This window comes from Pseudoalteromonas sp. APAL1, from assembly GCF_021532475.1.
In the GTDB taxonomy this organism is placed as follows: Bacteria; Pseudomonadota; Gammaproteobacteria; order Enterobacterales; family Alteromonadaceae; genus Pseudoalteromonas; species Pseudoalteromonas lipolytica_C.
This window is the reverse complement of record NZ_JAKGAW010000048.1, coordinates 1-20,585: the sequence shown is the minus strand read 5'-3', so window position 1 is coordinate 20,585 and position 20,585 is coordinate 1. Positions and strand designations below refer to the sequence as shown.

Genomic DNA, 20,585 nt, shown 5'->3' with positions numbered 1-20,585 from the left:
CACTTGAATCGACTATATTACCTTCGTAAATCAAATAAAAAAACTATTCAGACATACTCTTTACTAGTTTTTCTTCAATTGAACAAAATAACAGCGGTTTTTTGCGTAAAATTCGTGATAATTTAATTTCTCACTGCGCTAATTGGTTATTTTGTGGCATTATTAACAATTCTCAACAGGATAACTGTCCTTTAGTTTTTATTTTTTATTGTATTACAGGTGCTATGAAACAAGTTTTTATTCTTCGCGGCTTACCCGGCTCGGGTAAATCATATTATGCGCAAAGCCTAGCTGATGAGTTAGTTGCTGGTAACGAAAGTGAGTATGTCGTTTGCGCAACAGATGATTATTTTTATAACAGCGAAGGTGTGTATCAATTTGATAAATACAAGCTTCCTGAGTATCACAACTTGAACCTTGCGCGGTTTATTAATGCTTTAGCAGAAGAAATCCCATTGGTAATTGTTGATAACACCAATATTAAAAAGTGGGAGTTTATCGCCTACGCGCAAGCGGCTACAGCCCTTGGTTATCAAGTAAAAGAAGTGATTGTTGGTGAGATTAAAGATAAATCATTGCAGCATCTTTATGCTAAACGATGTGAACACAATGTTCCTTTACGAACCATAAGTAAAATGGCGTATATGTTTGAATGGTAAAGTATGAATAAGAAAGGAAGCATTGGCTTCCTTTTTTAATGCTTATCAATACGCCTGTTGATCAATAGCTGCGAATATAGCATCACATAACTTCGTTAGGCATTGCAGATCACTTATATAAGGTGGCATTAGGTAAATAAGTTTACCGAATGGACGGATCCACACACCTTGCTCTATAAAAAAGCGTTGAATTTTTGCCACATCAACATTACGTTTTAGCTCTACAACACCAATTGCACCTAGGGTACGAACATCTGCTACGTCATCAAGTTGTTTGCATTTAGCAAGCTGCTCTGTGAGTACATGGTTAATATGTGCTATTTGTTCTTGCCAAGGTTGTTCGAGCAGTAAATCAATACTGGCGCAGGCAGTTGCGCATGCTAATGGATTACCCATAAAAGTAGGGCCATGCATAAGCACTCCGGCTTCACCTTCACTAATACCAATAGCAACTTTGCTGGTGGTTAAGGTTGCAGAAAGTGTCATCATGCCACCCGTTAATGCTTTACCAATACACAAAATGTCTGGTTCTATGTCGGCGTGCTCAACAGCAAACAAGGTACCTGTGCGGCCAAAGCCTGTGGCGATTTCATCACAAATAAGTAAAACATCATACTTATCGCAAAGTATGCGTAGATGTTTTAAGTAATCGGGATGGTAAAAATTCATACCCCCAGCATTTTGCACAATGGGTTCAATTATAAATGCCGCAACGTGTTGGTGGTGAGCTGCAAAGTAGTTTTCTAGGTTTTCAGCCTCTGTAGAACTAAACTCACCGTTAAACTTAGCACTTGGAGCAGGAACAAAAACATGCTCAGGTAAAAAACCAGAGTACATACTGTGCATTGAATTTACAGGGTCGCAGACACTCATGGCAGCAAAGGTGTCACCATGATAGCCCTTAAGCGGCGTCATTAGTTTTTGTTTACCAGTATGTCCTTTACTCAGCCAGTATTGAAGAGCCATTTTTATTGCTACTTCAACACTGACAGAACCGCTGTCGGCTAAGAACACTTTTTCAAGTGAGGGTGGCGTCATACTAACGAGCTTTTTACACAGTTCAACAGCGGGCTGATGTGTTAGGCCACCGAACATAACATGGCTCATTTTGTTTAGTTGTGTGGCTATTGCTTCATTTAAAACCGGATGGCAATAACCATGAATAGCACTCCACCACGATGCCATTCCGTCAATTAATACTTCACCCGTTTCTAAAAAAATGCGGTTAGCACGAGCATGACTTACTGGATAAACGGGTAAAGGATTAGTCATTGATGTATAAGGGTGCCAAATATGTTCGCGGTCAAAATTTAGATCTATAGATTGTTTTTTGTTCATATGTAAACTTTAATAGCCTCCTGTTCGTTGACAATGTTACGTCAACTCGTAGACTTAGCCAATCATACCGTCCCATTAATTTAAAAAAAGAGACTATTATGGAGCACGCTGTTGTCCGTCACGATTGGACCCACCAAGAAGTAAAAGCATTATTCGAAATGCCGTTCAATGATTTATTATTCAAAGCGGCCAGTGTTCATCGTGAAAACTTCAACCCAAATGAAGTACAAATTTCTACTTTATTATCGATTAAAACGGGTGCTTGCCCAGAAGACTGTAAATATTGTCCTCAGTCTGGTCATTATAAAACGGATTTAGAGCGTGAACGCCTAATGGAAGTTGAAAAAGTGGTAGAGCAAGCACGTGCAGCTAAAGAAAAGGGTGCAACGCGCTTTTGTATGGGGGCCGCTTGGTCTGATCCAAAAGATCGTGACATGCCATATATCGAGAAAATGGTAAAAGAAGTCAAAGAGTTAGGGCTTGAAACCTGTATGACCCTTGGCATGCTTGATAATGAAAAAGCCCATGCCTTAAAAGACGCGGGTCTTGATTACTACAACCATAACCTTGATACATCACCAGAATATTACCAACAGATTATTACAACTCGTACTTACCAAGACCGTTTAAATACCATAGATAACGTGCGTGATGCCGGAATGAAAGTGTGTTCTGGTGGTATTGTTGGTATGGGCGAGCAGGCAGCTGACCGTTTTGGTTTATTAATGCAATTAGCTAATTTGCCGCAGCAGCCAGAGAGTGTGCCAATTAATATGTTGGTTAAGGTAAAAGGCACGCCACTTGAAGATGTTGAAGATTTAGATCATTTTGAGTTTATTCGTACCATTGCTGTCGCACGTATCATGATGCCAAAAAGCTATGTCCGTTTATCTGCTGGTCGCACGGCGATGAATGAACAAATGCAATCAATGTGTTTCTTTGCTGGTGCTAATTCAATTTTCTACGGTGATAAACTACTGACTACAGAAAACCCAGAAGCAGATGCTGACATGATGCTGATTAAAAAATTAGGCATTAACCCAGAAAGGTGTGAAGATTATTCTGATGAAGCAGTAGAGGCATCACTTTCATCAAAAGTTGCTGATAAAGCAACATCAGAACTATTTTACGAAGCGTAACATTTAAATGGCTTTTGATTTTATTGCCGAGCATCTTGTTGAGCGTAAAGCTGATGCATTACTGAGAAAGCGTCAACTTGTAGAGCAATCAAGCGGGCGCTTTATTCAGGTTGCAGGTAAACAGTATTTAAATTTTGCCAGTAATGACTACCTTGGTTTTGCAGATGATTTTATCGAAATACAAGCGCAGCAACTAGGTAGCCACAGTTCAGCGCTAGTGAATGGTTATAACAAACCACAGCAACAGCTTGAGCAGCGTTTATGCGAGTTATTAGGCTATGAAAGCGCCATGTTATTTAATAGCGGATTTAGTGCTAATAGCAGTGTATTAAAAGCGTTGTTTCAAGATAAAAACGTGGCGCAATCATCGGCAATCTTCCAAGATAAGCTTAATCATGCCAGCTTAATTGATGGCGGCCTTCATTCTTGTGCTGCCATGGTGCGGTTTAATCATAACGACCTTAAGCATTTAGAATCTCGGTTACAAAAATCAAAGTCAAAGCATAAGCTCATAGTAAGCGAGGGGGTATTTTCGATGGATGGCGATCAAGCCCCCATTGAAGCACTCTGTAAACTAGCTAAACAATACAATGCCTGGCTGATGATTGACGACGCCCATGGCTTTGGCGTATTGGGTGAGCAAGGTTTAGGAAGTTGTGAAACCTTCAAACCAGATTTACTGATCATCACCTTTGGCAAGGCACTGGCAAGTAGTGGTGCTTGCCTGCTTGCATCAAAGCGAATGATTGATTACATGCTGCAGTTTAATCGTGAATACATTTATTCAACAGCAATGTCTCCGCTGATGGCTAGTTGTACTCTTGAACGACTCGAAAAGTTACTAAAAGCAGATAAGAGACGCTCTCAGCTTACAGATAATATTGCCTACTTTAGAGCGCTTGCCAAAGAGCGTAACTTAGCATTAATGGAATCTAAAACAGCTATACAACCTCTGGTATTAGGGGATGCAGAACACACCCTTGCTGTTGCTAATAAGCTTAAAGAAAAAGGCATATGGTTAACCGCTATTCGACCGCCCACGGTACCTTTTAATACCGCACGGCTTCGGATCACCATAAGTAGCGCACATCTTCCAGATGATATAAAACAGCTGGTTGATTCGCTAGTGGAGTGTTTATGAGTGTTCAACTGCAAGTACCTTTAAGCTTTCAAGACAGTAATAAGCTAACAACACAAACTAAGTTCTCAAAAGCGGCTGCAAATTACGCGAGCCATGCTAATGTTCAAAAACAAGCGGCTGCGCACTTATTTAAAATGATGGCAAGTAAACATCAGCAGGGTACTTGCCTTGATTTAGGTGCTGGGCCTTTAGTTAACACGGCAATACTTAAAACACATTTTGATACTGTAATGGCAATGGATTTAAGTCATTCCATGCTAAGCACAGAGCAAAACTCAAGTTGTTTAAAAGTATGTGCTGATATGGATAACCTACCATTACAGCAAAACTCCCTTGATTGTGTGTTTAGTAATTTTGCAATGCAATGGTCTGCTGATATCGAAGCATTGCTCAACAACCTTTTTTGTGCATTAAAACTAGGCGGAAAGCTTTATTTAAGCTGTGTAGTAGATGGATCGCTCAAAGAGATCAAACAGGCTTTTGCTTGTTTAGATGAGCAAAACCATATTAATCAGTTTCATAGTGCTAGTGACATTATTGAGTATGCAAAATTGGCGGGGTTTAAACTGAATTTTGCAGCCGATAGATGTTATATAGACGCCTATAATTCTCCCTTAGAAGCACTGCGCTCGATAAAAGCGATTGGTGCTACCTCATTGCAAACTAAGAAAAAACGCCAAGGGTTATTAACGAGGCAGGCACTTAATAGTGTTTGTAAGGCATACCCTCTGGTTGATGGGCATGCTAGAGTGAGCTATCAAGTTGTCCTTTTAGAACTAGAAAAATAGAATTAACTCAAAAATGAAAGAATTTTTTATCACGGGTACAGACACCGATGCCGGAAAAACCCATGTCACCAGTTTATTATTAAACTTACTGGCGCAACATAAACAGCGTGCGGTTGGTTTTAAACCTATTGCAGCAGGTGCAGAAGAAGCATTTGGTCAACTAGTGAATGATGATGCATTAACCTTAATGGAAAGCTCATCAATTGGGGTTAAATATAACATAGTTAATCCCTTTACCTATGAGCCACCCATTGCACCACATATTGCTGCAGCCCAAGTAGGGGACAGGCTGACATTTGATAAGCTTGATGCTGCTTATGCGAACTTAAAAGAACTCAATACCGATTATATTCTTACAGAAGGTGCAGGTGGTTGGTGTTTACCTATCAACGAAACCGATTTACTCTGCGATTGGGTTAAATCACAAAACCTTGATGTTGTTCTAGTAGTAGGCATGAAGCTTGGTTGCCTTAATCACGCACTATTGACAGCTTCTCACTTTAAAGCGCTCGGTGTAAATTGTGTGGGTTGGATAGCAAATCATGTAGACCCAAACATGCGTGAACAAGAGGCCAATTTAGAAACACTAAAATCAGCATTACCTTTCCCGCTTTTAGCGATTAGTCCGTATACAGACGGCACCCCTAAATTAGAAATTTACAAAACCTTACTTGAAATTTTATCTATGAACCCATAATAATTGAGTTGTTACTTTTGACATACTCTGTCACAATTGGTTGCAATTAGTTCCTTGCAACCAATTGCATTAGCCCTAAACTAAGTTGGTAGTACGCCCAGATAATTTTATTAACTAACGATTTTTAACCATGTCGTTAGTTAATACAATTGGTATGTTTATTCTGAGGTTTTTATGAAGCGTGTATTTTTGTTTCTACTGACTAACTTAGCGGTAATGCTAGTGTTAGGTATTGTGTTGTCTATTGTGATGAGCGTACTGGGTATTAGCCATCGCAGTTTAGGCGGCATTTTAGTTATTTCAACCGTATTTGGTTTTGGTGGCTCGTTTATTTCGTTATTTATGTCGAAATGGATGGCAAAAAAATCAACCGGTGCACATGTTATTGAACAGCCTCGTTCTGAAACAGAACAATGGTTAGTTTCGACGGTAGCAGCGCAAGCGAAAAAAGCAGGTATCGCGATGCCAGAAGTGGCTATTTACGATAGCCCTGAAATGAACGCATTTGCAACCGGCCCAAGTAAGAACAACTCGCTGGTGGCTGTGAGCACAGGTTTATTACACAACATGAACCAAGATCAAGCCGAGGCGGTATTGGCTCATGAGGTGTCACACATTGCAAATGGTGACATGGTAACGCTTACCCTTATTCAGGGTGTAGTGAATACATTTGTTATCTTTATGGCGAAAGTATTGGCAGGTATTGTTGATAACTTCCTTAATAGTGATGAAGAAGAGGGCGGTAGTAGCTGGACATACTTCTTGTTCGATATGATTTTCCAAATGCTATTTGGTGTTCTAGCAAGTATGATAGTTGCTTACTATAGCCGTAAACGCGAGTTCTCTGCGGATGCGGGTGCAGCTAAGCTAGTAGGTGCAGATAAAATGCGAAGCGCCCTTGAGCGTTTAAAACAAAACCACCCATCACAACTAGAAGGTTCAATGATGGCGTTTGGTATTGCAAGCGGTAAAGGTGTTGCTGAGTTATTTTCATCGCACCCACCACTTGATGAGCGTATTAACGCATTACGCTAATTTTAAACACGAAAAAGCCAGCTTGATGCTGGCTTTTTTTATTGTTGGTTTTTCTCTCGCTCGAGCTGTTGCGGTAATAATACCTCAACAATTTCACGGGCTGGTAATGTATACCTTACGCCATCGAACATCACAGAAGTATGCTCATCAATGCTGGTGATCCCTGTTAAAGTCCAGCCTTCGCCGCGTTCTTTACAATACACTGTAGTGGTAGGTTGAATTACTTTAAACTCTTCACTCATCGAACTTAACCTAATTGCTTGTATTTGCCCTTATAGTAAGACAATAATGTCAGCTCATAAAGAAAAAGAAGTAATTACCGTGTCAAGCCACAATGACTTAGCCTTTGACTTACGCCCAATTCGACACAAAGATTGCCAAGCAATTTGGGATATTTTAAAAGATCCCCATGTTCAATCTTTTAATGATTACAGTGCTGACATAACCAAAGGTGACGTTTACGACTTTATTCAAGGCGACATAGAGAGTTTTTATAATCAACAAGGTATTCGGTTGGTTATCGTTTTGCGAAGTACTGGCCAAGTTATTGGTAGTGTTGGCATATTTAACATAATTAACGGGCAGGGTATTTTAGGATTTGAATTGTCATCGCAATACTTTGGCAAGGGGATAATGCAAAAGGTATTAGCCATGTTATTTGGAAAATTGACAACCTTTGTACCAGCGCCGCTAAACACTATTGTAGCTTTAGTTAACCCAAATAATAGTTCATGTATTAAGCTTTTAACAAAATGCGGCTTTCAACAGCATGACGCTCACTGGATAAAATATGTTACCTAATTACTATAATAGTACAATCTTGTTCTGCTAGAGTTGCTACTATAAAATAGCGCCTCATTTTTTAAAAAGGAGCGCTTGCAACTATGGCAAAAGCCAAACCAATTACCAGTATTGAAAGTTACGGCATTTACAGTCATTGGGATGCAAAAGAGAAAGACCTGCCTCAAATCACCGAATTTACAACAGACGTTCCTGCACAGTTAGATATTGAATTTGGCTTTATTGTTAACATTAAAAAGGCCAAAGGACAAAAAATTAAGTTTTGCGTTTACCACCCAGATATCCCCGATGAGGATGGCGATATTATGCCGCCGTTTGAGGGTGAACAGTACGTTAAAACAAACGATTGGCAGTTTTACTTAGGTGATACTATATGGGCACCTGTTGATAATAAAGTAGGTATTTGGCGCATGACTATTGAGTTAAATGGCCATATAATTGCCGATAAATCCTTTAACTTATTAAAGGAAGCCGAAGGCACTGCCACTGATTTTTGGAAGCATCGCGGCTATTAAGCTTTAACCTTGTGAGGGACTATGTATAAAGGAAGTTGTTTGTGCGGCAAAGTAAAAGTAACGATTGTTGGTGGTATAGACTCAATTATTCATTGTCATTGCTCGTTGTGTCGTAAAAACTCTGGCACAGCTTACGCAACCAACGGCTTTATTCAACGAGATGGTTTTACCTAACAGAAGGCAGGCAGCATCTAAGTGCGTTTGAATTTAAACCCGGTAGAATTCGCTATTTTTGTAGCAGCTGTGGCACCCCAGTTTATAGCGAAAATAAAGATGACCCAAGCCGCTTACGTATTCGCCTAGGTTTATTAGATAGTGATATAAACGAACGTCCGATAAGCCATAATTTTGTGAGCTCTAAAGCAAACTGGGATACGTTTAACACAGAAATCCCATGCTATGATGGCTTTGAACCTAGTAGAGGGAAGTAATAGCCAAGATAGCGAATACACCAAAACCGCCTTATTACGCCGTAATCTTTACGAATATCTTATCTGACGATACCGCTGGTTATGAAGAGGTGGCGAATAGAATGGTGGAGCTCGCAGAACAACAACCTGGGTATTTAGGCATGGAGTCTGCTCGTGATGGATTAGGTATTACTGTGTCGTATTGGCAAAGCTTAGAATCAATTAAAGCCTGGAAACAAAACGTAGAGCACTTAAATGCCCAACAACTTGGTAAAGACAAATGGTACAGCGCTTTTACAACGCGCATTGCAAAAGTAGATCGTGAGTATTCAATGTAGTAATAATTCGCTATATAAGAACACATCATACTGTATTTGGCCTTATTAAAACCTCTGCATAACCAATAATTTGAGCTTTCTAATATACAAAGTGGGTGTGTAAAGGGGGATAATTTACTCATGTAATAAATTGAAATGATCAAAATATTTGTTTATTCAGAATAATGTAAATCCTCTTTTCCTATCTAGAATTCAAATATCAATGGCTCGCAAATTTATTGTTATCTTTTGTAGTGCCGAAAAAAGATGACCAAACAAGGGTAAACGTTTGTTTTCAAAAAACGCTCAATGCTTGTTAAATTTAAATGTTCTCAATGTCACTAGCATCATACTGATAGCAAATCCCATTACTAAACCAGCAAATAAATCAGAGCTAATACCTAATACGATATCCGATGCTCTTACATGAGTTAGCCAGTAAAAGAGCATAAACGAAACACTAGAAATTGATGAAAGTAGAATTAGCTTGAGCTTTTGAGACATAACAACCACGAATTTTGATGTCTTTTAGTTTGATGATTGTTAAGTATTAGCGCTTATTAGTTGTTATTGCGACAAAAGGGAAATGTGTATGCAGTACATTAATTAGAATATATAAAAGCCCACTAAAGTGGGCTTTATTTAAATGCAATTACAATGTGTAATTAAATCCGATGGCAATACCATCATCTTCGGTTTGTGACATCTGTGCTTCTTGCTCAGCATCATTACTTGAAAAGTCACTAAAATCTTTACGTGCTTCGATGTATAAAATAGTGTCATCGCCCAAAAAGTAGTGCAAACCTAAAACAGCAAATTGTCGTTTAAATACATCATTAGGATCAGCATTAAAGTTTGGTTGAATCACGTAATCGTCACCAGCATCAAATATGTTGTAGGCTAAGAAAGTGCGAATATCGTTATTGAAACGGTAACTGACTAACGATTCAGAACCGACAGCTTCTTTAATTAACCGACCTAAATTATCAGTATCATGGTTTTCATTTTTATTTATATTCGCTGATGCATACCAACCAGGTTTATTAAAATCACCATAGGTCATACCCACACCATAAATTAGATCTGTTACTGATTGTTTTCGCCCGCCAGCATACAGAATCTCAAATTGGCCTCGGTTTACACCTGCGGTAAATTTCAGTTCATCAGTTGCATAGTAGGAGAGGGCAGCACCATAAGTTGAATTAAACTCAACTTTCTGAGCAGCATTATTACCTTGATCCCATAATGCCTGACATGATGCACGCGAAATATCGGCGATATCGCAGGTATAAAAGTCATCTGATTTTAATTGCGTTTGCAATGCTATATGGACATTTCCCCAGTTGTTACGATACTGCAGTACTTTATCGCCTCGACCAGTACCATTTACTGCTCCATCATCTTTATTGTAGGTGTAGACCCCAGCAGCATTGCCATCCCATACTAGGCTGTAGTTTGTGTTATAAACTACGTCATACCAAGCACCCCATTGCTTACCTACAGTAATTCGTCCATATTTTTCGTGTTTTACACCAACATAACCTAAACGGTTGTATAAAAACTCGTCTTGCACAGTTTCAAAGCGATTATTGTAAACAATGTCACTATTACCTACAGGGTTCACTCCCCACTCTAGGAATGCCAAGGCTTGCCATTCATTTTTTAGCTGGCGTTTAAAATCCAAATTTATACGGGATACACCATTTACAATTTCAGTCTCACCTTGAGTGCTGATCACTCTGGCATCAATAAAGCCACCAACAGTGACACTGTTTTTATCATCTTTATATATCTCAATAGCATGACTGTTAATTGTGACCATGCTCATACTTGCGATTAATGTTGCTATGTAAGTTCTTTTCATAGAAATCCTTGTTTATACATCGTCCCTAATAAGTGTTATTTTGCAAAAGTAGGAGATTATCAGAGCTAAAATAGGGTAAAAAGTGAAAAAAAATCAACAAAGATATCAGTTTTGTGGAATATTTATTCATTTTGAGTTCACTATACTGAATTATCAATAAGTTAGTGTAGCTAAAAAATGGACACCTTTTGACTTAATGTTTTTAGCATATCTTTTGTATTGGGTTTGTCTGAGCATAAACCGTGCAATAAGGTCATAAAATAGCAGTCTAGTAGAATGGCCGCTTTAACTTTATTAAAATGCGGTTGATCGGCAAATATTAATGATTCCATCAATCTTATGTGCTGCTCCTGAAACGACTCACTAAACAAGCGATCGCTGAAAAGAGGTTTGTAAAACTGATGGTGTGTACAATAGAATTGATAAAAATACTGTGCATAGTGGCTTATTTTTAAACGGGCAGGGCGGTGGATGTCTGTTTCTTTAGCATGCTCCAACACTTCTGCAAATCTGTTTTCTAAGCAGCCCTCTAAAATAGCAACTTTATCTGGAAAATAATTAAATAAAGTACCCACAGCAATATTACTGGCCGCCGAAATTTGTCTAGTAGAGGTGTCAGAAAACCCTTCTTTTTCGAATAATGACCAAGCAGCATCTAAAATTCGCTGTTCTGTGTTATTATTTCTCATGCTAACAAACTCCTTGTTTTATAATGATTATTTAAAAAGTGAGCGCGCTCACATTCGTTTGTGAGCGTGCTCATTTTATGTGCAGTTCAGCATAGGTGCTGTATGTCATTTTGTAAAACTACTGAGTTGATTTATTTAAACTATCATGGCGTGCAAAGCGGCTTTAGTTTAAAATTGCATGCAGATTTGTTTTTACTTTTTACCCGCTGGAGGGTACCGCTATCATTAGTACAGCTAATATCACCATGCAATTTGGTGCTAAACCTTTATTCGAAAATATTTCAGCAAAATTTGGCGATGGAAACCGTTATGGTTTAATCGGTGCGAATGGCTGTGGTAAATCAACCTTCATGAAAATCCTAAGTGGTGAACTTGAGCCACCTTCAGGTAATGTCAGTACAGATCCAAACGAGCGTATTGCTAAACTAAATCAAGATCAGTTTGCTTATGAAGAGTTTTCTGTGATCGATACAGTTATCATGGGTCATAAAGAGCTGTGGGAAGTAAAAAAAGAACGTGATCGTATTTATAGCTTACCAGAAATGAGCGAAGAAGACGGTATGCGAGTAGCTGATCTTGAAACTGAGTTTGCAGAGATGGATGGTTACTCAGCAGAAGCTAAAGCCGGTGAGCTACTGATTGGTGTAGGCATCGGTACAGAGCAACACTACGGTCCTATGTCTGAAATCGCACCGGGTTTTAAACTGCGTGTGTTACTTGCACAAGTGCTGTTTTCTGATCCAGATATCATGCTACTTGATGAGCCTACCAATAACTTGGATATTTACACCATCAAGTGGTTAGAAGACGTGTTAAACCAACGCGACTGCACCATGATCATCATTTCGCACGACCGTCACTTTTTAAACTCAGTATGTACGCACATGGCTGACATCGATTATGGCGAGCTTCGTATTTACCCAGGTAATTACGATGAATATATGTTTGCTGCAACACAAGCCCGCGAGCGTTTACTGAGCGAAAATGCGAAGAAGAAAAGCCAAATTGCAGAACTACAGCAGTTCGTATCTCGCTTCTCTGCAAATGCTTCAAAAGCAAAACAAGCAACATCACGTGCTAAACAAATCGATAAAATTCAGCTTGAAGAAGTTAAAGCGTCTTCTCGTCAAAGCCCATTTATTCGTTTTGAACAAGAAAAGCAGTTATTCCGTAATGCCTTAGAGCTAACTAACTTAGCGCAAGGTTTTGATGAGATGCTTTTCAGTGGCCTTGAAGGTTTAGTTGAAGTAGGTGAGCGTATTGCGATTATCGGTGAGAACGGTGTTGGTAAAACAACATTATTAAATACCCTTGCAGGTCGCTTAGCACCAAAACAAGGTGAATTTAAATGGTCTGATAATGCTAATATTGGTTATTACGCGCAAGACCATGCTGATGAGTTCGAACAAGACATGAACTTATTCCAGTGGATGGAACAATGGCAACAAGAAGGCGACGACGAGCAAGTTGTTCGTAGTTTCTTAGGTAGAATGCTGTTTTCACAAAACGACATTAAAAAGTCAGTAAAAGTGATTTCAGGTGGTGAGCAAGGCCGTATGTTGTTTGGCAAAATTATGATGCATAAACCAAACATCTTATTAATGGATGAGCCAACCAACCACATGGATATGGAATCTATCGAAGCGCTTAACTTAGCACTTGAAGCATACGAAGGAACTTTATTATTCGTATCACACGATAGACAATTCGTATCATCACTTGCTAACCGCATTTGGGAAATCAAAGACGGCAAAGTTATCGACTTTAAGGGTACGTATACTGAGTATCTAGCAAGTAAAGAAGCTTAATTCGTTTATGAGTGATTAAAAGCCATGCATGTCATGGCTTTTTTGTGCTTCTAGAGTCGCATCTTGAGATGGTTTGGGTATATACCCAAGCCGCCTCAAGATGCAGAATTCAGCGTTTCACAGGTGCTTAATATCAAGGCGTTACTTTGTAGGAATGGCAGTCCCTTTTAAGAAGTAACAACGATGAGAGTAAGTGCCTGTAAAACGCCCAAAGGGTTGGTTTAAAAGCGATTTATACTGCGTTTTTGATTTTAACAATAGAACCACTATTATTTGCAATCAATGCCTTGCCTAAATCGCTTTTAATTCCAACTGAAACTCGCATCTTGAGATGGTTTGGGTATATAATACCCGCCACAAAATAAGGACAAAAGTCCGCTTTTTAGAAAACAATTTACTGAGGTGTATTTATGACTGTTGGCATTATTATGGGTTCCAAATCAGACTGGCCAACGATGGAACATGCGGCGTTAATGCTTGAAAAATTCGGCATTGAATACGAGACTAAAGTTGTTTCTGCTCACCGTACCCCTCAATTACTTGCCGACTATGCAAGCACTGCAGCTGAGCGCGGCATTAAAATTATTATTGCAGGTGCCGGTGGTGCTGCGCACTTACCAGGTATGGCAGCGGCCTTTACATCACTACCAGTTTTAGGTGTACCCGTTAAATCTAAAACTCTTAATGGTGTAGATTCGTTATTATCTATTTGCCAAATGCCTAAAGGTGTTGCGGTAGGTACTCTTGCTATTGGTGAAGCGGGCGCAGCAAATGCAGGCCTTTTAGCTGCACAAATTTTAGGTTGCCAACAGCCAGAAATTTTCGCAAAAGTTGAAGCATTCCGTAAAGAACAAACAGACACTATCTTAGCTAACCCTAATCCTGCAGAGTAATATGAATATTCTAATTTTAGGTGCGGGTCAGTTAGCTCGAATGATGAGCTTAGCGGGCGCACCCCTTGATTTAAATGTTGTTGCCTACGATGTGGGTAGTGAAAAAATCATTCACCCATTAACCGGTGAAGTTCATAACAGTACATTACAACAAGCTATTGATAGCGCAGACGCAATTACAGCAGAGTTTGAACACATTCCTGATGATGTACTAACACTGTGCTGTCAAAGCAACAAGTTTTACCCGGGTAAAGCGGCGATTAAAACAGGTGGCGATCGTGCACTTGAAAAAGCATTACTTGATAAAACAAATGTTGAGTGCGCGCCTTATCAGCTAATTACCGAAAAAGCACATCTTATTGCTGCGGTAGAGCGTTTAGGTAAGCCACTTGTGATCAAAACTTGCCAAGCGGGTTACGACGGTAAAGGCCAGTGGCGCTTAAAATCAGATGATCAAATTGACCAAATCTGGTCTGAAATGGCAGATTTCATTGCATCTGGTACCGACAGTGCACCGCATTCTATTATTGCTGAGAAGATGATCCCATTTGACCGCGAAGTATCTATCATCGGTGCACGCGACAAAGCAGGTAACACAGTAATTTACCCATTAACTGAAAACCAACACACTAACGGTGTGCTTACACTTTCAGTTGCAGGTAAAGAAAAAGCTGCAATTCAAGAACAAGCTGAGCTGGCGTTTAACAAGCTAGCAAATGAACTTGATTATGTGGGTGTATTAGCAATTGAGTTTTTTGATGTTCAAGGTACGTTATTAGTAAACGAAATTGCGCCGCGAGTTCATAACTCTGGTCACTGGACACAGCAGGGCACGCATTGCTCTCAGTTCGAAAACCACATGCGCGCTGTTGCAGGTTTACCATTAGGCAGTACAGAATTGCTTCGACCTACTGCTATGATCAACGTGTTAGGACAGCCTTCAATTCCACACTCAGTACTTGCTACTCAAGATGTTACAAGCCACTGGTATGGTAAAACGGCTAAACCAGGCCGTAAAATGGGACATATCAACGTATCTGCTAATAATCTTCACCAATTAGGTGAGCGATTAGCAGCACTTGCTGAAATATTGCCAGAGCATGATTACCCAGGTGTAGCTGCTACCAGCACCCAACTTATTTTAAACTAATCAGTTTAAATTCTTAAAAGCCGAGTTTATCTCGGCTTTTTAATTTTTGGCCTTACGCGCAAACTTCGCTAATTTTGTACCTCTTGTCTCAAAGCACTTGCGTCAGGTTTTTCTTCCTATAGACTAATATTTTTATATTAATATTAGCTTGTTATGTTACATCCTCGATTTAGAACAGTCGTGTTTGCCTTTTTTATGGCGCTGTTTATGTCTGGATTTATGTCTTTAGTGATCAGCATTTTTAACGTTGGTTTAATCGATAACATTACAACCATTTGGCTTAAAGCGTGGGCTTTTGCTTTTTGTGTGGCATTTCCTACCGTTATTGTTGTCGCACCTCTGGTACATAAATTAACCAACAAACTAATCAGAGTGCCGTTGTGATAGCTGAACGCCCAAAACAATTTCTTTTTATTACGCTTTTTTTAGCATCTGCTTTGCCATTTGTTGGTTCTGCTACGGCACTTATAGTCGGTGCACTATTTGCCATGAATTTAGGCAATCCATTTGCAGCTCAGTCACAAAAATTTAGTAAATGGATGCTAAAGTTAGCGGTTATTGGCTTAGGCTTTGCTGTTGATTTTAATCAAGTAATAGAAGTAGGGCGCAGTTCTATTGTGCTTACAATTGTCAGTATTACCGCGATTATTGGTCTTGGCGAAATTTTATCTCAGTTATTTAAGTTAAATAAAAACACCGGTGTACTTATCTCATTTGGTACAGCAATTTGTGGTGGCAGCGCAATTGCAGCTATGGCCCCGGTGATTAAAGCCAAAGATCACGAAGTGGCGATATCACTCGCTGTGGTGTTTTTATTAAACGCTCTTGGCTTAGTGTTGTTCCCGATGATTGGCCATTATTTTGGCCTAACTGAACAGCAATTTGGTGTTTGGGCGGCACTTGCGATTCACGATACCAGTAGTGTAGTGGGGGCTTCCGCTGCTTATGGCGCATCAGCACTTGCTATTGCAACAACCATTAAACTAACCAGAGCAATGTGGATCATACCTTATACAAGCATCGCGGGTGTGTTTTGGAAATCAGATGAAAAAGCCAGTATCCCATTGTTTATATTTGGTTTTTTAGCAGCTGCACTGATTAATTCAAGCTTTCCTGAGTATCAAACACTTTGGCATGCACTCAATGTTGGTGCTAAACAAATTTTGGTAATGACCTTATTTTTGATTGGTAGTGGCTTATCTATTTCAGTCTTAAAACAAGCAGGCATTAAACCTTTTATCATGGCGATGATCTTATGGATCATTGTCAGCAGTATTATTTTACTACTTATAGTAGACGGATTTATTTCATGAAAAACGCTTTATTAACTTCCTCTTTAGCCCTGGCTGTAGGTGTATTTGCTAACAATGCAGTGGCTGCAGATTTACGTGTTGCTACCTTTAACGTGAGTATGGATGCAACTAACTATGCTAAAAAAGGCGAAGCTATTGATAAAGATGCTTTAAGCAAAGCATTAGCGAGCAACCACCAGCAAATTCGCAACATTGCCGAAATAATTCAGCGAGTAAGACCTGATGTTATTTTACTTAATGAGTTTGACTATATTGATGCTGATAAAGGCATTAACGTATTTCGTAAAAACTACCTGCAGGTATCGCAAAATAAGCAGGTTGCCATCGATTACCCATATTACTTTATCGCACCAGTCAACACCGGTTTACCTACCGAATTTGACTTAGATAACGATGGTGTAAAGGGGCATTACAAAGGTGACGCACACGGCTTTGGCTTCTTTGAAGGGCATTATGCAATGGCTGTACTTTCTCGCTACCCTATTGATTTAGATAAAGCGCGAACATTACAAACATTCAAATACAAAGATATGCCAAATGCACAAATGCCCATCGACCCCAAAACAGGTAATGATTGGTATTCTCCTGAAGAATGGCAAGCGATTCACCTAAGCTCTAAATCATTTTGGGACTTACCTATTGATATAAAAGGCAAAACAGTTCATTTACTTGCGTCGCACCCTACGCCGCCAGTATTCGATGGCCCAGAAGACCGCAACGGTAAGCGTAACCACGATGAAGTGCGCTTAATTGCTGATTACATCAACAATGCTAACTACATTTACGATGATAAAGGCCAAAAAGGAGGCTTAAAAGCGAACAGCCGCTTTGTAATTGTTGGTGATTTAAATGCTGCGCCAGAAGGGGGCAAGGCACGTCCAAATACTACAGACCAGATTTTAAAAAACCCATTAGTGAATACCTCTTTTACGCCAACAAGCAAAGGCGCTAAAGAATCTTATAAAGAAGATTATGCTAAAAACTATACCGCTTATTGGCAAGCCAGAGCCGATTACGTACTGCCATCTAATTATGGTATTGAAATAAATGACGGCGGAGTATTTTGGCCAACAGAAAACTCTGAGTTATTCAGATTAATTGAGGATCGCAATGCCTCTTCTGATCATCGTATGGTATGGCTTGATATCACATTGAAATAAGCTGTTATTAAACGGAAAAGTTTGGCTGTTTATCCTATAAAAATTGCTATTTCATCAGTGCTTCTGCTTAAATAAGGCGAATTATAATTACCCTAAAGAAGCACTATGAATTTCAAAACCACTGCTAATAAAACGTTAGTGGCTCTCGCAGTCGCATCTAGCTTTATGCTAGCTGGTTGTCAATCAACCGCCTCAACGCCTTCTGAAGAACAAGTTACCAATGTAGCACCCGTTGTTGTTACTCCTGCTGACACAGGTTCCGCTGAAATCACGTTAGAGCAAGCAATGGCTCACCCTGATTGGTTAGGTCGTCAGCCTGAGCGTGCTTTCTGGAACGGTGATTCTAACAGCATCGTTTATGCACAAAAGCAACAGGGCAATGAGTTACGTGATTTATACGTTCAAGCAATTAACAGCCAATCTGCATCACAATTAGCGTTAAATAAACTACACACTGTAGGCGCTAAAAATGCTGTTTATTCAGCAGATAAAAAGCAACAGGCTTATGCATTTGAAGGTAATATCTTCGTTAAAAACTTAAGCACTGGGCAAATTACTCAAATTACTCACGATAGCGCACAGCAATCAAAACCACAGTTTTTAACTGATGGTAGCCTTGCTTTTCGTCAAGGTAATGCATTTTATAAAGTTGATTTAGCAACGGGTCGTCAAGTTGAATTAGTAAACTTACACCTAGACGATGCACCTAAAGGTGTACAAGAGCCTGACACTTACATTGCAAAAGAACAGCACAAACTAATTGATTACATTGCGCTGACTCACAAAAACAAAAAAGATCGTGAAGAGCGTAAAGCACAAATCAACGAACAAAACGACAGCATTGCTAATGCACAGTTTTACTTAGGTAAAGGCAAACGTTTAGCAGATGTTCAGCTTTCACCAAATGGCCAAGCACTCGTTGCAGTAACCACAGAAAACCGTTCATGGCGTGACGAAGGCGATATCATGCCTAATTACATTGCCGATGATGCACGTGTAAAGGCTGAGAAAGTACGTCGTCGTGTTGCTGATGAAAAACCAATCAGCTCAGATGTTATCTACATCGACCTTAAATCAGGCGAGCAAACAACCCTTGCATTCGATACCTTACCTGGCTTTGATGAAGACGTACTTGCGGCTGTTAAAAAAGAAAACTACGCCCGCGAAGGCAAAACTTACAAGTCTGAAAAAGCACCGCGAGCCATCAATCTAATGATGGATTGGGGTTGGGACCAAAGTGCAATCCAATGGAACACAGATGGTTCACAAGTGGCACTTATGCTTGAAGCATGGGACAACAAAGATCGTTGGTTAGCCACTGTTGATACACAAAACAACAAACTTGTTTCACAGCACCGTCTGCATGACGATGCATGGGTTAACTATGCATACAACGATTTTGGCTGGTTGAACAACTCAGACACACTTTACTACTTATCTGAAGAGTCTGGTTACAGCCACATTTATAAAAAGCCACTTAATGGTAAAGCAACGCAGCTAACTAAAGGCCAATTTGTTGTTTCAAACTTAACGTTAACGGATGATAACTCAGCGATTTACTACAAAGCGAACGTTGAGCACCCAGGTCTTTACGAAATCTATCGTGTAAACCCTGCAAACGGTGAATCTGAGCAAGTAACCAACCTTGATGGTATGACTGATTACCAGTTAAGCCCAGATGAAAGCAAACTATTGCTAACTCACTCAAAAATTATGTCGCCGCCTGAGCTTTATGTTGCTGATGCAAAAGCAAATACCCAAGCAACTCAATTAACGCACACGGTTTCTGATGAGTTTTTAGCGAAGAAACTGATCGCACCTAAGATTGTTGCTGTGCCTTCAAGCCACACTGATCAGCCAATTTACGCAAAAGTATATTACCCAGCTGATTATAAAGAAGGCGAAACAGGTAAAAACCGTAAAGCGGTTATCTTTAACCACGGTGCTGGTTACCTACAAAACTCACACATGGGTTGGTCTGGTTACTTCCGCGAGTTTATGTTCCACTCACTACTGGCTTCAGAAGGCTACGTAGTAATGGACATGGACTACCGTGCATCAAAAGGTTACGGCCGTGATTGGCGTACAGCTATTTACCGTCAAATGGGTACACCTGAAATCCAAGATTTAGCAGACGGCGTAAGCTGGATGGCAGATAACGCAAACGTTGATACACAAGCTGTAGGCACCTATGGTGGCTCTTACGGTGGTTTCATGACGTTTATGGCGCTATTCACACAACCTGATTTATTCAAAGCAGGTGCTGCACTTCGTCCGGTAACTGATTGGGCTCACTATAATGGCCCTTATACGTCTAACATCTTAAACCACCCAGATGTTGATCCAATTGCCTATGAAAAGAGCTCACCAATTTACTTTGCTGAAGGTCTGAAGAGCCATTTATTAATTAACGCGCCTATGGTTGATGACAATGTATTCTTCCAAGACTCAGTACGCTTAGTACAGCGCTTAATTGAACTTGAAAAAGAAAACTTTGAAACAGCTATCTTCCCAGTTGAGCCGCATGGTTTTGTACAACCATCAAGCTGGTTAGATGAATATCGTCGTATTTATAAGTTGTTTAAAGAAACACTTTAATTAATTGCGTAAATGAAAAACAGCCACTTTAAGTGGCTGTTTTTGTTTGTAATAGAATTTATCTTTATAGGGTTATTTGCAGTAAAATTCACTCACATCAAGTACTGTCTTACCTTCCATTGAGTCGTTTTCAAAAATTAAATTATCACCCTCTAAACTCATTTTATAGTCTCTCATCCATGATAGATTGGCTATTAACTCCAATTCATAGCGGTTAAACGAAGCAGGGCACTTTAAATACACATAATGGTTAGCAGTTCCAAAAGCTCC

20 protein-coding genes and 2 pseudogenes are annotated in these 20,585 nt (G+C 39.7%); 17 read left to right on the top strand and 5 right to left on the bottom strand.

What is annotated here, in order from left to right:
• The first annotated feature begins 224 nt into the window (after positions 1–224).
• Positions 225–659: an AAA family ATPase gene (locus tag L1264_RS17915; protein ID WP_135924440.1), complete on the top strand. Its 435-nt coding sequence runs from the start codon at positions 225–227 to the stop codon at positions 657–659.
• Positions 660–704: 45 nt separating this feature from the next.
• On the opposite strand, the gene bioA is transcribed toward L1264_RS17915, so the two are convergent.
• A complete protein-coding gene (gene bioA / locus L1264_RS17910) occupies positions 705–1,997 on the bottom strand; it encodes an adenosylmethionine--8-amino-7-oxononanoate transaminase (protein ID WP_199526528.1) in 1,293 nt (430 codons plus the stop codon).
• Between the two features lie 98 nt (positions 1,998–2,095).
• Between bioA and bioB the strand changes: the two genes are divergently transcribed.
• The 5 genes from bioB (at position 2,096) to htpX (ending at position 6,797) form a co-directional block, all read left to right on the top strand.
• On the top strand, positions 2,096–3,136 hold the full coding sequence (gene bioB, locus L1264_RS17905) for a biotin synthase BioB (protein ID WP_199526527.1): 1,041 nt from the start codon (positions 2,096–2,098) through the stop codon (positions 3,134–3,136).
• Between the two features lie 7 nt (positions 3,137–3,143).
• Positions 3,144–4,277, top strand: a complete 1,134-nt coding sequence (locus tag L1264_RS17900) for an aminotransferase class I/II-fold pyridoxal phosphate-dependent enzyme (RefSeq protein ID WP_199526526.1) — start codon at positions 3,144–3,146, stop codon at positions 4,275–4,277.
• Positions 4,274–5,065: a methyltransferase domain-containing protein gene (locus L1264_RS17895; RefSeq protein ID WP_199526525.1), complete on the top strand. Its 792-nt coding sequence runs from the start codon at positions 4,274–4,276 to the stop codon at positions 5,063–5,065. Before L1264_RS17900 ends, L1264_RS17895 begins: the two co-directional genes overlap by 4 nt.
• 13 nt (positions 5,066–5,078) lie before the next feature.
• A complete protein-coding gene (gene bioD / locus L1264_RS17890; protein ID WP_235404328.1) occupies positions 5,079–5,762 on the top strand; it encodes a dethiobiotin synthase in 684 nt (227 codons plus the stop codon).
• Positions 5,763–5,936: 174 nt separating this feature from the next.
• Complete coding sequence (htpX, locus tag L1264_RS17885) at positions 5,937–6,797, top strand: protease HtpX (protein ID WP_138556927.1); 861 nt, start codon at positions 5,937–5,939, stop codon at positions 6,795–6,797.
• Between the two features lie 38 nt (positions 6,798–6,835).
• Here the strand turns inward: htpX and L1264_RS17880 are convergent, their stop codons facing one another.
• On the bottom strand, positions 6,836–7,039 hold the full coding sequence (locus tag L1264_RS17880; protein ID WP_054561447.1) for a hypothetical protein: 204 nt from the start codon (positions 7,037–7,039) through the stop codon (positions 6,836–6,838).
• Between the two features lie 46 nt (positions 7,040–7,085).
• Here L1264_RS17880 and L1264_RS17875 point away from each other — a divergent pair, with 46 nt between their 5' ends.
• The 4 genes and pseudogenes from L1264_RS17875 (at position 7,086) to L1264_RS17860 (ending at position 8,861) form a co-directional block, all read left to right on the top strand.
• The gene (locus L1264_RS17875; RefSeq protein WP_199526523.1) at positions 7,086–7,598 is read left to right on the top strand and encodes a GNAT family N-acetyltransferase; all 513 of its coding nucleotides are present in this window, start codon (positions 7,086–7,088) and stop codon (positions 7,596–7,598) included.
• A gap of 83 nt (positions 7,599–7,681) precedes the next feature.
• A complete protein-coding gene (locus tag L1264_RS17870) occupies positions 7,682–8,113 on the top strand; it encodes a DUF3859 domain-containing protein (protein ID WP_135924463.1) in 432 nt (143 codons plus the stop codon).
• A 21-nt stretch (positions 8,114–8,134) separates the two neighbouring features.
• Positions 8,135–8,544 (top strand): annotated as a pseudogene (locus L1264_RS17865) (GFA family protein).
• Positions 8,544–8,861 (top strand): antibiotic biosynthesis monooxygenase family protein, encoded by a 318-nt coding sequence (locus tag L1264_RS17860; protein ID WP_199526619.1) that lies wholly within the window; start codon positions 8,544–8,546, stop codon positions 8,859–8,861. The pseudogene L1264_RS17865 and the gene L1264_RS17860 overlap by 1 nt, the downstream one beginning before the upstream one ends.
• A gap of 631 nt (positions 8,862–9,492) precedes the next feature.
• Here the strand turns inward: L1264_RS17860 and L1264_RS17855 are convergent.
• Positions 9,493–10,704, bottom strand: coding sequence for a porin (locus L1264_RS17855; RefSeq protein ID WP_199526522.1), 1,212 nt, complete (start codon positions 10,702–10,704; stop codon positions 9,493–9,495).
• Between the two features lie 170 nt (positions 10,705–10,874).
• On the bottom strand, positions 10,875–11,393 hold the full coding sequence (locus tag L1264_RS17850) for a TetR/AcrR family transcriptional regulator (protein WP_138556933.1): 519 nt from the start codon (positions 11,391–11,393) through the stop codon (positions 10,875–10,877).
• A 221-nt stretch (positions 11,394–11,614) separates the two neighbouring features.
• Between L1264_RS17850 and L1264_RS17845 the strand changes: the two genes are divergently transcribed.
• From L1264_RS17845 to L1264_RS17815, 7 genes are all read left to right on the top strand, one after another.
• The gene (locus tag L1264_RS17845; RefSeq protein WP_235404332.1) at positions 11,615–13,201 is read left to right on the top strand and encodes an ABC-F family ATPase; all 1,587 of its coding nucleotides are present in this window, start codon (positions 11,615–11,617) and stop codon (positions 13,199–13,201) included.
• A gap of 410 nt (positions 13,202–13,611) precedes the next feature.
• A complete protein-coding gene (gene purE / locus L1264_RS17840) occupies positions 13,612–14,094 on the top strand; it encodes a 5-(carboxyamino)imidazole ribonucleotide mutase (protein ID WP_138556934.1) in 483 nt (160 codons plus the stop codon).
• Position 14,095: 1 nt separating this feature from the next.
• On the top strand, positions 14,096–15,244 hold the full coding sequence (locus L1264_RS17835; protein ID WP_199526521.1) for a 5-(carboxyamino)imidazole ribonucleotide synthase: 1,149 nt from the start codon (positions 14,096–14,098) through the stop codon (positions 15,242–15,244).
• Positions 15,245–15,397: 153 nt separating this feature from the next.
• Entirely contained in the window at positions 15,398–15,628 is a 231-nt protein-coding gene (locus L1264_RS17830; RefSeq protein WP_135924483.1) for a DUF2798 domain-containing protein, read from the top strand.
• Positions 15,625–16,557 (top strand): YeiH family protein, encoded by a 933-nt coding sequence (locus tag L1264_RS17825; RefSeq protein WP_199526520.1) that lies wholly within the window; start codon positions 15,625–15,627, stop codon positions 16,555–16,557. Before L1264_RS17830 ends, L1264_RS17825 begins: the two co-directional genes overlap by 4 nt.
• Positions 16,554–17,717: an endonuclease/exonuclease/phosphatase family protein gene (locus L1264_RS17820; RefSeq protein WP_199526519.1), complete on the top strand. Its 1,164-nt coding sequence runs from the start codon at positions 16,554–16,556 to the stop codon at positions 17,715–17,717. The genes L1264_RS17825 and L1264_RS17820 overlap by 4 nt, the downstream gene beginning before the upstream one ends.
• 105 nt (positions 17,718–17,822) lie before the next feature.
• Positions 17,823–20,315: a prolyl oligopeptidase family serine peptidase gene (locus L1264_RS17815; protein WP_199526518.1), complete on the top strand. Its 2,493-nt coding sequence runs from the start codon at positions 17,823–17,825 to the stop codon at positions 20,313–20,315.
• 72 nt (positions 20,316–20,387) lie between these two features.
• On the opposite strand, the pseudogene L1264_RS17810 reads toward L1264_RS17815, so the two are convergent.
• Positions 20,388–20,585, bottom strand: a pseudogene (locus L1264_RS17810) (hypothetical protein); the annotation flags it as partial.

What these genes read in the sequence shown, in the direction of transcription:
- L1264_RS17820 (WP_199526519.1), top strand. Translation starts at nt 16,554, where the DNA reads ATGAAAAACGCTTTATTAACTTCCTCTTTAGCCCTGGCTGTAGGTGTA.
- L1264_RS17855 (WP_199526522.1), bottom strand. Translation starts at nt 10,704, where the DNA reads ATGAAAAGAACTTACATAGCAACATTAATCGCAAGTATGAGCATGGTC.
- L1264_RS17900 (WP_199526526.1), top strand. Translation starts at nt 3,144, where the DNA reads ATGGCTTTTGATTTTATTGCCGAGCATCTTGTTGAGCGTAAAGCTGAT.
- L1264_RS17915 (WP_135924440.1), top strand. Translation starts at nt 225, where the DNA reads ATGAAACAAGTTTTTATTCTTCGCGGCTTACCCGGCTCGGGTAAATCA.
- bioB (WP_199526527.1), top strand. Translation starts at nt 2,096, where the DNA reads ATGGAGCACGCTGTTGTCCGTCACGATTGGACCCACCAAGAAGTAAAA.
- bioA (WP_199526528.1), bottom strand. Translation starts at nt 1,997, where the DNA reads ATGAACAAAAAACAATCTATAGATCTAAATTTTGACCGCGAACATATT.
- L1264_RS17895 (WP_199526525.1), top strand. Translation starts at nt 4,274, where the DNA reads ATGAGTGTTCAACTGCAAGTACCTTTAAGCTTTCAAGACAGTAATAAG.
- L1264_RS17835 (WP_199526521.1), top strand. Translation starts at nt 14,096, where the DNA reads ATGAATATTCTAATTTTAGGTGCGGGTCAGTTAGCTCGAATGATGAGC.
- bioD (WP_235404328.1), top strand. Translation starts at nt 5,079, where the DNA reads ATGAAAGAATTTTTTATCACGGGTACAGACACCGATGCCGGAAAAACC.
- L1264_RS17875 (WP_199526523.1), top strand. Translation starts at nt 7,086, where the DNA reads ATGTCAGCTCATAAAGAAAAAGAAGTAATTACCGTGTCAAGCCACAAT.
- L1264_RS17815 (WP_199526518.1), top strand. Translation starts at nt 17,823, where the DNA reads ATGAATTTCAAAACCACTGCTAATAAAACGTTAGTGGCTCTCGCAGTC.
- L1264_RS17870 (WP_135924463.1), top strand. Translation starts at nt 7,682, where the DNA reads ATGGCAAAAGCCAAACCAATTACCAGTATTGAAAGTTACGGCATTTAC.
- L1264_RS17830 (WP_135924483.1), top strand. Translation starts at nt 15,398, where the DNA reads ATGTTACATCCTCGATTTAGAACAGTCGTGTTTGCCTTTTTTATGGCG.
- purE (WP_138556934.1), top strand. Translation starts at nt 13,612, where the DNA reads ATGACTGTTGGCATTATTATGGGTTCCAAATCAGACTGGCCAACGATG.
- L1264_RS17880 (WP_054561447.1), bottom strand. Translation starts at nt 7,039, where the DNA reads ATGAGTGAAGAGTTTAAAGTAATTCAACCTACCACTACAGTGTATTGT.
- L1264_RS17850 (WP_138556933.1), bottom strand. Translation starts at nt 11,393, where the DNA reads ATGAGAAATAATAACACAGAACAGCGAATTTTAGATGCTGCTTGGTCA.
- htpX (WP_138556927.1), top strand. Translation starts at nt 5,937, where the DNA reads ATGAAGCGTGTATTTTTGTTTCTACTGACTAACTTAGCGGTAATGCTA.